The sequence below is a fragment of the Verrucosispora sp. SN26_14.1 genome (genome assembly GCF_004307965.1).
Taxonomy (GTDB): Bacteria; Actinomycetota; Actinomycetes; order Mycobacteriales; family Micromonosporaceae; genus Micromonospora.
The window spans coordinates 1-11,923 of sequence record NZ_SISL01000167.1 but is presented as its reverse complement, the minus strand read 5'-3'; the positions used below and the strand labels follow the sequence as shown (position 1 = coordinate 11,923).

The 11,923-nt window shown below is 71.2% G+C and carries 11 protein-coding genes, 2 tRNA genes and 1 pseudogene; 8 read left to right on the top strand and 6 right to left on the bottom strand.

Translation table 11 applies throughout. From position 1 onward, the window contains the following. From EYA84_RS16340 to EYA84_RS16330, 3 genes and pseudogenes are all read left to right on the top strand, one after another. Window positions 1–447 (top strand): annotated as a pseudogene (locus tag EYA84_RS16340) (RNA polymerase sigma factor); the annotation flags it as partial. Between the two features lie 69 nt (window positions 448–516). Further along, entirely contained in the window at window positions 517–1,212 is a 696-nt protein-coding gene (locus EYA84_RS16335; protein WP_131053931.1) for a dihydrofolate reductase family protein, read from the top strand. Between the two features lie 99 nt (window positions 1,213–1,311). Further along, window positions 1,312–3,360 carry a DUF4153 domain-containing protein gene (locus EYA84_RS16330; RefSeq protein WP_236145798.1) on the top strand — a complete coding sequence of 683 codons (2,049 nt, stop codon included), beginning with the start codon at window positions 1,312–1,314 and terminating at the stop codon, window positions 3,358–3,360. 70 nt (window positions 3,361–3,430) lie between these two features. On the opposite strand, the gene EYA84_RS16325 is transcribed toward EYA84_RS16330, so the two are convergent. Beyond that, on the bottom strand, window positions 3,431–4,237 hold the full coding sequence (locus EYA84_RS16325; protein ID WP_131053930.1) for a hypothetical protein: 807 nt from the start codon (window positions 4,235–4,237) through the stop codon (window positions 3,431–3,433). A gap of 311 nt (window positions 4,238–4,548) precedes the next feature. Here EYA84_RS16325 and EYA84_RS16320 point away from each other — a divergent pair, with 311 nt between their 5' ends. Next, window positions 4,549–5,388, top strand: a complete 840-nt coding sequence (locus EYA84_RS16320; protein WP_131053929.1) for a hypothetical protein — start codon at window positions 4,549–4,551, stop codon at window positions 5,386–5,388. Here EYA84_RS16320 and EYA84_RS16315 read toward each other — a convergent pair. Then, window positions 5,354–5,833, bottom strand: a complete 480-nt coding sequence (locus EYA84_RS16315; protein ID WP_236145797.1) for a DUF488 family protein — start codon at window positions 5,831–5,833, stop codon at window positions 5,354–5,356. The genes EYA84_RS16320 and EYA84_RS16315 overlap by 35 nt on opposite strands. Window positions 5,834–6,207: 374 nt before the next feature. On the opposite strand from EYA84_RS16315, the gene EYA84_RS16310 reads away from it, so the two are divergent. Together EYA84_RS16310 and EYA84_RS16305 are read left to right on the top strand one after the other, a co-directional pair. After that, on the top strand, window positions 6,208–6,486 hold the full coding sequence (locus tag EYA84_RS16310; protein ID WP_131053928.1) for a type II toxin-antitoxin system Phd/YefM family antitoxin: 279 nt from the start codon (window positions 6,208–6,210) through the stop codon (window positions 6,484–6,486). Then, window positions 6,483–6,893 carry a type II toxin-antitoxin system VapC family toxin gene (locus EYA84_RS16305; RefSeq protein ID WP_131053927.1) on the top strand — a complete coding sequence of 137 codons (411 nt, stop codon included), beginning with the start codon at window positions 6,483–6,485 and terminating at the stop codon, window positions 6,891–6,893. Before EYA84_RS16310 ends, EYA84_RS16305 begins: the two co-directional genes overlap by 4 nt. Before the next feature lie 106 nt (window positions 6,894–6,999). Here the strand turns inward: EYA84_RS16305 and EYA84_RS16300 are convergent. The 4 genes from EYA84_RS16300 to EYA84_RS16285 form a co-directional block, all read right to left on the bottom strand. Then, window positions 7,000–7,076 (bottom strand) — tRNA-Ile (locus EYA84_RS16300). Window positions 7,077–7,135: 59 nt separating this feature from the next. After that, entirely contained in the window at window positions 7,136–8,839 is a 1,704-nt protein-coding gene (locus EYA84_RS16295) for a pitrilysin family protein (protein WP_131053926.1), read from the bottom strand. Continuing rightward, window positions 8,836–9,786, bottom strand: coding sequence for a lipopolysaccharide assembly protein LapB (locus EYA84_RS16290; RefSeq protein WP_236145796.1), 951 nt, complete (start codon window positions 9,784–9,786; stop codon window positions 8,836–8,838). The genes EYA84_RS16295 and EYA84_RS16290 overlap by 4 nt, the downstream gene beginning before the upstream one ends. Before the next feature lie 164 nt (window positions 9,787–9,950). Next, window positions 9,951–10,023: transfer RNA gene (locus tag EYA84_RS16285), tRNA-Asn, on the bottom strand. A gap of 273 nt (window positions 10,024–10,296) precedes the next feature. Between EYA84_RS16285 and EYA84_RS16280 the strand changes: the two genes are divergently transcribed. Both EYA84_RS16280 and EYA84_RS16275 read left to right on the top strand, forming a co-directional pair. Next, window positions 10,297–10,674 (top strand): hypothetical protein, encoded by a 378-nt coding sequence (locus tag EYA84_RS16280; protein ID WP_131053924.1) that lies wholly within the window; start codon window positions 10,297–10,299, stop codon window positions 10,672–10,674. 436 nt (window positions 10,675–11,110) lie between these two features. Further along, window positions 11,111–11,914: an ROK family transcriptional regulator gene (locus EYA84_RS16275; protein ID WP_236145795.1), complete on the top strand. Its 804-nt coding sequence runs from the start codon at window positions 11,111–11,113 to the stop codon at window positions 11,912–11,914. Window positions 11,915–11,923: the final 9 nt, after the last annotated feature.

Here is an 11,923-nt window from a genome sequence, read left to right as displayed (position 1 = left end):
GCCGAGGGCTGCGCGCTGGTCGCGCGGAGCCTCGCCAGCTCGCCGCCGGGCCCGTACCAGGTGCAGGCCGCCATCGCCGCCGTGCACGCCGAGGCGCCGAACACCGAGGAGACCGACTGGCCGCAGATCCTCGCTCTCTACGAGGTGCTGGAGCGGCTGGCGCCCAACCCGGTGGCGACGCTGAACCGGGCGGTGGCGGTGGGCATGGTGCACGGGCCGCAGGCCGGGTTGGCGCTGCTGGGCGAGGTGGAGTCGGGCCTGCTCGCCGACCACCACCGCCGGCACGCGGTCCGCGCCCACCTGCTGGAGTCGGCCGGCGACCGCGCCGCTGCGGCGGTGGCCTGGCGTCGGGCGGCCGACCTCGCCGGAAACGATCCCGAGCGGCGGCACCTGCTGCGTCGCGCGGCCCGCTGCGAGAGTGACCCGGGTCACAGCACCGATCGGTAGAAGCGGCCGGTCCGGCTCCGATCCACCGGTGAGCGGCGGGTGCCCGCCGCAGACTGTGGAGGTACGGAGATGACCAGGGTGACCGCGCAACTGTCGGTGTCGCTGGACGGCTGCTACGCCGGTCCACGGCACGACGGGACCGGCGACTGGATGCACTCGGCGGAGAGCCACGGCTTCTTCCGGGTCACCCGTTGGGTCACCGCCGCGTCGTCGTGGCGCGAACGGCAGGGGTTCGCCGGTGGCGAGCACGACGTCAACTCGGAGATCGTCGCCGAGTCGTTCGGCGCCGCCGGCGCGTACGTGATGGGCCGCCGGATGGCCGACGGCGGTGAGGTGCCGTGGGGCGACGAGCCGCCGTTCCGGGCGCCGGTCTTCGTGGTGACCCACCGTCCCCGCCCGACGCTACGGCGCCAGGGCGGCACCAGCTTCACCTACGTCACCGACGGCGTGGCCGCCGCCGTGGCACAGGCCCGCGCGGCAGCCGGCGGCAGGAACGTGGCGGTGGCCGGCGGCGGCAGCCTGGTCCGGCAGGTGCTGCGGGCCGGCCTGCTGGACGAGGTGGAACTGCACGTGGTGCCGGTGGTACTCGGCGACGGTCTGCGCCTGTTCACCCCCGACCTGGGCCTGGACGACTTCGAGGCGATCGAGATGTCCCCCACCCGGGTGGTGCCCACCCCCGAGGTCACCCACATCCGGTACGCCGTACGCGGCCGTGCCCCGCTGGTCCTGGACGACCGGGGCCGGGGCACCGGCACGCCCGGCTGAACCGGGTCGACCGGGTTGCCGCGTCCCGGGCGGAGGGGACAACGCGCAGAGGTGTACCGCGCTTAGAGTGACGGCAATTCGTCCATCGAGGAGGGCGCGGTGTCCCAGCCGCCACCCGCCGAGCGTTCCCCGACCGAGGAACCCGGCGACATCCCTGTGCCATCCGACGCCGGTCCCACCGGGACGCCACCCCGGCTGCTGGTCCTGCCACCCACCGACGGCTTGTCGCCCATCGTCTGGCCCGGTGCCGCCGACCAGCCCGCCTGGGCGATCCCGGTGACCGTGCCGCCGGGCACCCGGGGGTACGCGATCTTCCTCCCGCTGGTGGCGGCCGACGACGACCCGGCCGCCACCGGCCCGGACACCTCGACGGTGGCCGCCCCGGCGACCCCGCCCCCGACCGTGTCCACCCCGGTCGGCTCCACGCTCCCGACCGGGACTCCCCCGGTCTCCCCGGCTCCGGTGGTGACCGCGCCGGTCTCGAAAGCGGCATCACCACCAGCGCAGCGGATCCCGGAGACGGCAGCGCCGGGCCAGGTAGCTCCCGGTCCGGCACTTTCGGCGGCACCGCCCGGCGCTCCCGGGCCGCCAGTGCCCGGCTACCGGACCACCGGCTCGCCATACGAATTCCGGCCACGGCCACTGCAACCGTCGTTCCTGGACCGGGCGTGGCCCGGCCCCGCACCGGCCAGTGATCGGGCCACCCCGCTGGCGGTCCTGGCCGGGGCGCTCGGGGTGGCCGCGTTCGTGCCGTTGGGGCGTACCGGCGTCGGTTGGTTCCTCGGCTGGCTGGTGCTGACCGCCGCAGTGCTGGTCGCGGTCCGCCGGCACACCACCGACCTGCCGAAGGCAGAGCGGTGGGTCCGGGCCGGATGGGCCGGTGCCGCCCTGGCGCTGCTCGCGGTGCTGGCCTTCCGCAACGCCTGGTGGCTGGTGACGTTCTGCGTGCTCGCGGCGCTGTGCTGCGCGGCCCTGGCGATAGTCGGCGGACGGCGGATGCGCTCGATCCTGTTCAGCCTGGGCGCCGCCCCGCTCGCCGCGCTGCGCGGACTGCCGTGGGTGCGCGCCCACGTCCGGGCGCCCGGCGGCGACGGCACCACCCGCCGTGTCGTCGGCTCGGTCGCCGCCACCGTGGCCGTCCTGGTCGTCTTCGGTGCGTTGCTCTCCTCCGCCGACGCCGCCTTCTCCCAGGCACTCGGCGTCCTCGTCCCCGAGGTCAGTGCCGGCGGGGTGGTCCGGTGGCTGTTCCTGGCCGCCGTCGGTGGCCTGATCGCGGTGGCCGCGCTCTTCACACTCGCGGCGCCACCGGACCTGTCCCTGGTGGACCGGCCGACCGACCGCCGGCTCGGGCCGGTCGAGTGGGCCCCGCCGATCGCCGCTCTCACCACTCTCTTCGCCGGCTTCGTGCTGGTGCAGTTCACCGTTCTCTTCGGCGGGCAACGGCACGTGCTGTCGACCACCGGCCTCAGCTACGCCGAGTACGCCCGCAGCGGCTTCTGGCAGTTGGTCGCGGTGACCGTGCTGACGTTGGCGGTCCTCGGCGGGGTGACCCGCTGGGCCCGCCGGGACACCCCGCGCGACCGGGTACTCCTGCGGATCCTGCTCGGCCTGCTCAGCGCGTTGAGCGTGGTGATCGTGGTGTCGGCGCTGTCGCGGATGTGGACGTACCAGAAGGTCTACAGCTTCACCGGCGAGCGCGTCTTCGTGATGGCGTTCGAGGTGCTGCTCGGAGCCGTCTTCCTGATGGTCCTGGTGGCCGGCGTCCGGTGGCGCGGCGGCTGGATCCCCCGGCTCACCACGGCGCTCGCGGTGGTGATGCTGCTGGGGCTGGCGGCGCTCAACCCCGAGGACTACGTGGCCCGCCGCAACATCGACCGCTACCAGGAGACCGGCCGGATCGACGCCTGGTATCTGCGGGCGCTCTCCGCCGACGCCACGCCCGCCCTGGCCGCCCTGCCCGACCCGGTACGCCGGTGCACCCTGAGCTGGATCGCCGACGACCTGGCCGAACCGGATCCGTGGTACGCCTGGAACCGGGGCCGCGACCGGGCGCGTGCCGTACTCGACCGGTTGGGTCCCGAGGCGATCGGCAACCAGCGGGACTGCCGCCGCGCCGACCAGTTCGACCTGCCGAAGACCCGCCGCTGACCCCGTCGACCGGGCCGACCCGAGTCGGCCCGGTCCGGTCGCGGCGATGTCGGTGGCGGGACGGCCGGTGTCACCAGGGCTCGGGGATGTTCACCGCCAGGCAGCGCTGGGTGCCGGCGGTCGGCTGGTAGCAGGCGGACGCCTCCAGGTTGTAGCTGTGGTCGAACCGGTGGAACGAGGCCGTACCGCCGTTGACGCAGGTGCTGCCACTGACCGTCGTACCGCCGGTGACCTTGCCGGAGGCGCAGCCCGCCGTGCCGGCGGTCTTCTGCACGGTGCTCACCGAGGAGCGCAGGTCACCGGACTGGTGTGCGCCGTAGCCCACCGAGCTGACGCCGTCGCGGGTGATCGCGTACTGGAAGGCGGTCGAGGTGTAGTACGACCAGCTCGCGCCGGTGCCGACCGTCCGCAGCCCGGAGTCCGTGGCCGAGGCCGGGATGAACAGATGGAACCCCTTGTCGTACGTGGTGGTGCCGTCGATCATCCGATAGACGACCACCAGCAGACCCTGGCTGTAGGTGCCGGTGTTGTAGGTCAGGTAGGTGCCGTTGCCGCAGGCCGTGCGGTCGGCGATGTAGCCGACGCCGGCGGCGTAGAGCAGCACCCGGGCACAACGCCCGTCCGCCGCGATGTCCTCGATGGTCCCGACGGTGGACGAGATGCCGGCGTTGTCGGTGGCGTACCCGGTCAGGCGCACCCCGGGCAGCGTGCCGGAGTACTGGTAGGCGGTGGGGTGGTAGTAGTTCCACGAGGCCGACCAGCCGGTGCCCGAGGGCAGCGCGAGAGCCGGCGCGGCCGGCAGCAGTGCGGCGGTGAGCGTGGCGACCAGGGCGGCGGCCAGTGTGGCGATGGACCGCAGTCGGGGTTGCGTCCGCATCGTTTCTCCGTTCAGACGCGAGTCGTGCGAGGGGTGGATATCGACGATGATGACGTCATCGTCGGTCACCCGGACGCGCTCTGTCCCGACCCGGACACCGGCGGCACCCGCACGGCCATACGACAAAGACCAACCGCTGGCTGCAACCGCAGCCCGGTCGAGGCAGCTCACAGCACGGCACCCACTTGGAGCACTCCTCGCTTGACACCACAAGCGACAGCACACCTCTATGCCGACCCGTCGATGCCATGAGAACCTGAATCACTGTGTGATCGGACAGCTACCTACGGCTACAGCAGCTGGAGGCGCTCATGGCCCAGATGTCGCTATTCGGTCCGAGCGAGGCCGGACCTGACCCGAAGCCTGCCGACGACCGAACGGTCCGGCTACAACTACTGATCACCGTTAAGGCTGCCCCGAACCCCTCGGAGAAGTACGGGGAGACCGTCTGCGTGGCAGGGCTGCGGACAGACGTTTTGAGGCCGACGTGGGTCCGCCTCTACCCGATCAACTTCAGACACCTCGACAGCGATGAGGCATTCAAGAAGTACGACATCATCTCTGTCGATGCCAAACCGGCACGGCAGGATCAACGGCGCGAGAGCTGGAAGCCGGTGATGGACCGGATCCAGAAGGAGCGTCATCTCGACGGCTGGAGATCGCGACAGCCGCTGCTTGACCCGGCCATTCAGGATTCAATGTGCCGACTCAACCGCGAAGCTCAGGATCACGCGGACGCACAATCGCTGGCTCTCGTGCGCCCCAAGGAAGTCCGCGCCTTCAAGGTAACGCCGCACCCCGGCTGGACCATCGACGAGCAGCGCAGGATCGAGGCGTACGCGAGCCAGCCCGACCTCTTCAGCGGTCGGAGCAGGTCCCCGCTAGAAGCACCCCGTTTCAAGGCCGCCTACCACTACCGCTGCCACGAGCGCGGGTGCAACGGACACAAGCAGCATGTGATCGATTGGGAGCTGGTAGCGCTACAACGACGACTCGCTGGTCACTCAGACGCTGCGTTGCGGGAGGCGTTGGAGACCAAGTTTCTCGGAGAGATGTGCGCGCCGAACCGTGACGTCGCCTTTTATGTAGGCAACCAAGCCAAGCGCGTGCACGTGTTCAGCGTGCTGGGCGTGTACTGGCCGAAACGATAGGCATGCGATCTTCGAGCAGGCGCATGACGACCTGGCGGTGACAACGGCTTTCGTCTGCCTCGAAACAGAGCAACGCTACCAACTCGCGTTGCCCGCTCTCGGCGAGCGCGTCAAGCGCCGCCGAGGGCTCAGCGTGGTGCAGCAAAGAGGCGTACGCCGCTCTCGCCGAGCGTAACTCCTCGGGACTGCCACCGAATCCGGGGCGATTCTCCTTCGGGTTACCCAGCTCCCTGCGGTGCTCGTAGACGATCCCCTGCGCCGCGAGCGCCTGACTAAGGGCCGACTTGCTGAAACCACGCTTGCGTGAGATCGGCGTCATCCGGACATCGACCAGGCGTGTGACGTTCATGTCCACGAGGCCACTCACGAACTCACCGATGGAGCGGCCTTCGTAGCCGACACCCAGGATGCCGACCCGGTGACTCACAGCTAAGGTGGCGCTCATCGGAACACCCTTTCATGGCATGCCAGCAAAGACCATCGGGACGGCCAACAAACAGGCCGTCCTGGACGTCTTCGCCACAGGAAGCCCAGGCTTCGGTTGGTGGCACCCCTGGCTGGCTGAAGCCTCGATTTAGCTGGTGGGCCGGAGGCGCCACCATGCGGACCACACCGCCACGTTCGCCAGCGCTCCGCTGACCCTGAGCCTGCCCGCCCACGGACCTCGGGGTCGTGCGTGATGATTCCGACATCACCAGCTGGATCCGCCCGGCAGCCGCCATGACCTAAACCCTCGTGGATCTCCCTGGTCAGCGAAGAGACAGCCCGGACTGCGCCAGGAGCTAGATGCGTAGAACATCTGGTTCTACACTCGGGTCCATGGAACGCATCGGTGTTCGGGAGCTGAACCAGAACACCAGCCAGGTGTTGGCTCGGGTGAGTGGCGGGGAGACCGTCGAGATCACCGATCGTGGACACCCGATCGCCCGACTTGTTCCGGTAGGTGACGACAGGTCGATTCTGGCCAAGCTGGTAGCGGCAGGGCGGGCCGTCGCCCCCACCGGCGGGGGCCCTGTCCCACTTCCTCCGAAGCTCGGCGACGAGAGTGTGGACGTGGCCGCCTCGCTCACGGCGATGCGTGACGAGGAGCGCTGGTGATCTATCTCGACTCCGCCGCCGTCATCAAGCTGGTGCGGCAGGAAGCATGCAGCACCGACCTCGTCTCCTGGCTCAACGAGCACGACGACGTGCCGCTGGTCTCCTCCGCGCTCGTCGAGGTGGAAGTACCCAGAGCGCTCCGCCGATCGGCTCCGCAGGCGTTGATCGGAGTGCCGGCTGCTGTCGGACGACTGTTCCGACTGGAGATCGACAGCACGATCCGTGCCACCGCAGCCGCCTTCGCCGAGCCGACACTCCGCAGCCTCGACGCCATCCACCTGGCCACCGCCCAGGTGCTGACCAACGAGTCCGGCACGGCACTCACCGCCTTCGTCACCTACGACCGGCGGCTGCTCGCTTGTGCCAAGGAAGCAGGGCTGCCCGTAGCAAGCCCCGGCCAGAACTGACCCACGAATCCATCACCCCGCACGAAGTCCGGCCACCGGGTGGCCGCGACGTCGGCCCGTAGCCCGCGTTCTGCGACCTTGCACCCTCTGTTGGGGTATCCGTAGCTGGTGGGGCGGACGGGACTCGAACCCGTGACCGAGGGATTATGAGTCCCCTGCTCTAACCGGCTGAGCTACCGCCCCGGCACCGCGCGGATCTTATCCCGCCCGGTCGATCACCGGCCAGCATCGGTGGCCGCTTCTCACCGGCGTCGCCCCCGCACCAACAGCACGATGGGCAACGCGAGGATAACAGTGAGCAGCCATCCCCGGACGACCGCACCCCACCGCCCGCCGACGTCTCCGGCGGGGGGTTCGAGGACCACGTCGATGGTGAGCAGTAGGGCCCGGCCGCCGAGCCCGAGGACGACCAGGCCGCCGAGCAGCAGGAGCAACGTCTCCCGCCGGGCACGCCGGGAGCGGGGAACGTGATCACGGCGGTCGCGGTACTCGCGTACCGCGCCGGGTTGTGGGATCTGCTCAGGGTCGCGGGGTGGCATGGCGACCTGCCGGTCGGCGGGTACGGCGGCGTCCAACACGCCCAGGCCGGGTGGGCGCAGGTCGTACAGGGTCGGCTCGACGTGCAGCACGATCGCGTCGTGACCGATGAGTTGGCGGGCGCCGTCGGGCCAGGCGAGCATGGCGGCGCAGTCGGCGTACCGGACGGTCAGCGGGCCGCCGTCACCGAGGTAGCTGATGCCGTCGGGGCCGACGCGGAGCTGGCCGTCGTCGTCGCGGGAACGGTGGGCGGTGCCGGCGGGGACCGCCTCGGAGACGGTGGGGGCGGCGACGAAACCGGCCCAGTCGGCACGGGTGCCCTCGGGCACCATCAGCAGGGCCGAGGCGTGCACCTCGTGGGCGACCTCGTGCAGGTCGGCCACGGTGACCGCCCTCAGTGCGGCGCGGTGCTCGTCGAGGCTGAGGTTGGGCTCGCCGGTGAGCAGGTTGAAGGCGTACCCGGTCAGTCTGGCGGCGTCGGCCTCGGCGGTGGCCAACATCTCGATGCGCTTGGCCACGGCGGCGTCGAGGTCGGCCTGGTCGATCCGGCCGACCCGGAGCGTGGCCAGCACGTCGACGAAGCCGCCGAGGACGGCGTCCTGTTTCTCGGCCAGCGCGTCGGCGAGGGCGCGCAGGACGGCGTGGCCGTCACCGCGCGGCTCGTAGCCGCCGGCGATCGTGTAGGAGAGGCCGGCGTCCTGGCGCAACGCGCGGAACAGTTCGCGTTCCAGCACGTCGGCGAAGAGTCCGGCGGCGTGCCCGCGTCGCACCACCGCGTCGAGCACCACGGCCTGGTTTCCGCGCACGAAGTACGCCGGGGTGGCGGGCAGTGCCGACGACGCGGCCGGTACGGGCTGCCGGGTGCCGCCTGGCAGCTTCAGGGTCAGCCCGTCGGGGACGCGGCCACCGGCGATCCAGAGCACGGCGTTCTCGCGGGTGAACCAGCGCGCCGCCCACTGTCGCAGGTCGTCGGCGGTGAGTGCGGCGAGTCCCCACTCGGGGTAGCTGCCCAGCCCGAAGTCGCGGGCACCGTGCCGCCACAGCGGGATGTCGTCGATGGCCGCGCTGCCCCGGCTGCTCCACTCGGTCCGCAGGATGTCCTTCTCCACCTCCAGCCGCCCGGTGGGCAGGTCGGCGAGGTGGGCGCAGACGGCGGTCAGGAAGGTGGCGACGTCCTGCTCGGAGCCCTGCATGTGGAAGGTGGTGAAGATCGGTCCGGTGGCGCCGTTGAAGTGGTGGTCGGCGCTGCCGAGCGGGGCGAGGGCGAGGTGTTCGAGCAGGTGGGTGATGCCGTGCCGGGCGAGGGTCTCGTCGGCGGTGCCGACCCGGAAGGTCAGCCCGGCCCGCATCGGCCCGCCGGTCGGCGCGAGCAGCGTGGGGACCCCGTCGGTGTCCAGGTGCGCGATCACGACTGGCCGGCCTTCGCGTACGCCTTCGCGCGCAGCCGCTGGAACTCGGTCGCCCCGTCGCCGAGGTAACCGAACATCGACTCGTCGCCGAAGCCACCGAGTGCGGTGAACTCCCGTGCCGCCGGGTGCCACTCCTGCATCAGGCAGAACGCGAGGGCGAAGGTGCTGCGTACCCACACCCCACCCCAGCCGTCGCGGTAGTCGGGGTGCCAGACGGAGCGTTCCGCCGCCGCGCGGATCCGGGCGGCCACCGCCGGGTCGCGCAGGAACTCGCTCGCGGCGGAGACCCGGTCATGGTCGAGGGCCTGTTCCAGGTACGCCTCGACGACGAGTACCGCGTTGGCGGCCCCGGGTGGTGCGGCCTCGGCGCACTCGTGGGCGAACGCGTGCGCCTTCTCCCAGGTGCCGCTCCACTTGGGGCAGAGCTGTTGGAGCAGCGACGCCTGTGCCGGCAGGTGGTGCGGGTGGTGGGCGGCGAGCCGGTCGTACCGGCGGCGGGCCTCGGCCTGCCCCACCTGTAGTCCCCGGCCGCTGGTGATCCGCTGGGTCCATGCTGCCGCGTCCTGCGGGTGGCGGGCGGTGACCTCGATCAGGATCTGCTCGGCCCGGCGCAGGTGGTCGAAGAAGTCGGCGAACTGCTTGCGGCTGACATGCTGGGCCCGTCGGGCGGTGCGGATGCGCCAGCCGGCCCGGATCAGGTGTGCGCCGAGCATCGCCCCGGCCACCGGGTCCTCGGGATGCTCGGCGAACACCTCGCGCAGGAACCTCTCCGCGTCGGGGGCGTCGCCGATCTCGCCGACCAGGACGGTCCGGCCGTGTGCGTCCTGGGCGTCGACGAGCGCGCGCAGGGTCGGCCAGTCACCGGCAGCCAGAGCATCCCGACCGGCCGCGACCTGCGGGTATGCCGCCGCGACGTCGAAGGTCACCGGCGGGAGGGGTGCGGGCACAGCGAGGATCATAGGTGATCATCTTCGGCTCCGGTGTCCCCGTTTTCGCTGCCTGCCAGCGCCGTGCGGCCAGGCCCGGCTCGACCGGGGCCGAGGTTGGGGCCGGCGTCGGAGACGACGAACGCCCACCGGGTGCCGGTGGGCGTTGCGGGGAGTAAGGAGAGCTCCCCCGTTTGGACTCGAACCAAAAACCTGCCGGTTAACAGCCGGCTGCTCTGCCAATTGAGCTACGGGGGACCGTGCACCGCTTGGTGCGGATCTCTCCGCGCCGCGCGACCGGCACAAGAGTACAGGATTCCGGGGGGTCGTGGGCTAGGGGGTTATCCATCCGCAGGACAGGTCGCCAACCGGACGCAGACGGATAAATCGTCATCGCGGCCCAAGGAGGTATGAGCGGAGAGGAGGATGGGTAGATAACTGCCGACGACATGACGCAGGCGCGAGTTCGATCGACCACCGCCCGGCCTCCGGGAGGCGGAAGACAGCGCGCCAGGTACGAAAGGAGCCGCCATGCGCGGAAAGATCATGTTCCTTGGCGGGCTGGCTGCGGGGTTCGTCCTGGGCGCCCGTGCCGGCCGTGAGAAGTACGAGGAGCTGGTGATCCAGGGCCGCAAGGTCCTCGACCACCCGACGGTCCAGGAGGCGGCCGGGGTCGCGCAGGCCCAGGCCAACCGCCTCTACCAGGAGGGCAAGGACAAGCTCGAGCACTCCAAGCTGGGCGAGAAGCTGCACAGCAACGGCAAGCACGGGCTGACCCCGGCGGACGACACCTACGCCGGCACTCCGGCGACGGCGGGCAGCAAGGCGGGCGGCAGCTCGTCGAGCGCGACCAGCTCGACGTCGGCCACCCCCCGCAAGCCGACCGGCACCAACGGCAGCACTCTCTAGAGCCGTACGCGAACGGGCCCGGCCGCCACCTCGGCGGCCGGGCCCGTCGCCGTGTACCCGCCGCTCGCCGATCGACGCAGGCTCCGGGCGCGACGTCCGGCCGCACTCGGCTGAGCCGAGCGACGAGGTGGGTAGATTTGTTGTCGCTGGAGCGACAAGAAATCTACCCACCTCACGATCCCCCCGTCTCCACAGCACCTCCCGCCCCTCGCCGCCCACTCGTCGTGCCCGGACAGGTGCCGGTCGCGCCAGGTCGGGGCACACGGGCCAAGGCAGGAGGTGCCGGCCGAAGGTCGAGAACCAGGGCGGGCGGGACCGGGCGCAGCGGGACAGAGCAGGGCGCGCCCAGGACCGGACAGCGCAGGCACTGGGCGGACGATTCCGGCCACAGTGCCGAAACACCGTCGTGGAAGACTCCGGACCGGAGGTGGTGGGGATGGCCCTTCTCCGGCCGGAGAACCCGCAGCAGGCGCGACTCGTCCGGTTGCTGCGCGACGAGGGCCCGCGTTCCCGGGTCGAGCTGGGTGACCTGCTCGGCCTGTCGCGTACCACTCTCACCACCGAACTGGATCGCCTCGTCGCCCGCGGCCTGATCGAGACCGCCGGCCCGGCCGCGTCCCGGGGCGGACGGCGCTCGTCCCTGCTCCGGCTCGCCGCCGGGGTGCGGTTCGTCGGCGTGCTCGTCGGGGCCGACCGGATCAGCGTGGCGGTCACCGACGGTGAGTTGAACGTGCTGGCCGAGGCGAGCGAGCCGGCCGACGTCCGCCAGGGACCCGAGCCGGTGATCGGGCGGTGCGTCGAACTGGCCGGCAAGCTCCGCGCCGAGTCGGGAGGCGCCGAACCCACCGGTGTCGGTGTCGCGTTGCCCGGGCCGGTCGACGACGGCGCCTCCATCGCGCCGACCGCGCTGCCCGGCTGGCAACGCTTCCCGGTCCGGGACGCCTTCGCCGCCGAGCTGGGCTGCCCGGCGCTGGTCGACAACGACGCGAACGTGCTGGCGCTGGGCGAGCAGCACGCCGGCATCGGCCGCACCTTCGACGACTTTCTCTATCTGAAGCTGGGCACGTCGATCGGCTGCGGACTGGTGCTCGGCGGCACGCTCTACCGGGGATCGACCAGCAGCGCCGGCGACATCGCGCACCTGCCGCTCTCCGAGGACGGGCCGACCTGCGCCTGCGGGGAGGTCGGCTGCCTGGAGGCGTACTGCGGCGACGCCGGGCTGACCCGGGCCTGTCTCTGATACACCTCT

Coding starts and splice junctions, on each gene's coding strand:
- EYA84_RS16280 (WP_131053924.1), top strand. CDS start 10,297: ATGCGCGGAAAGATCATGTTCCTTGGCGGGCTGGCTGCGGGGTTCGTC.
- EYA84_RS16275 (WP_236145795.1), top strand. CDS start 11,111: ATGGCCCTTCTCCGGCCGGAGAACCCGCAGCAGGCGCGACTCGTCCGG.
- EYA84_RS16315 (WP_236145797.1), bottom strand. CDS start 5,833: ATGAGCGCCACCTTAGCTGTGAGTCACCGGGTCGGCATCCTGGGTGTC.
- EYA84_RS16310 (WP_131053928.1), top strand. CDS start 6,208: ATGGAACGCATCGGTGTTCGGGAGCTGAACCAGAACACCAGCCAGGTG.
- EYA84_RS16325 (WP_131053930.1), bottom strand. CDS start 4,237: ATGCGGACGCAACCCCGACTGCGGTCCATCGCCACACTGGCCGCCGCC.
- EYA84_RS16320 (WP_131053929.1), top strand. CDS start 4,549: ATGGCCCAGATGTCGCTATTCGGTCCGAGCGAGGCCGGACCTGACCCG.
- EYA84_RS16335 (WP_131053931.1), top strand. CDS start 517: ATGACCAGGGTGACCGCGCAACTGTCGGTGTCGCTGGACGGCTGCTAC.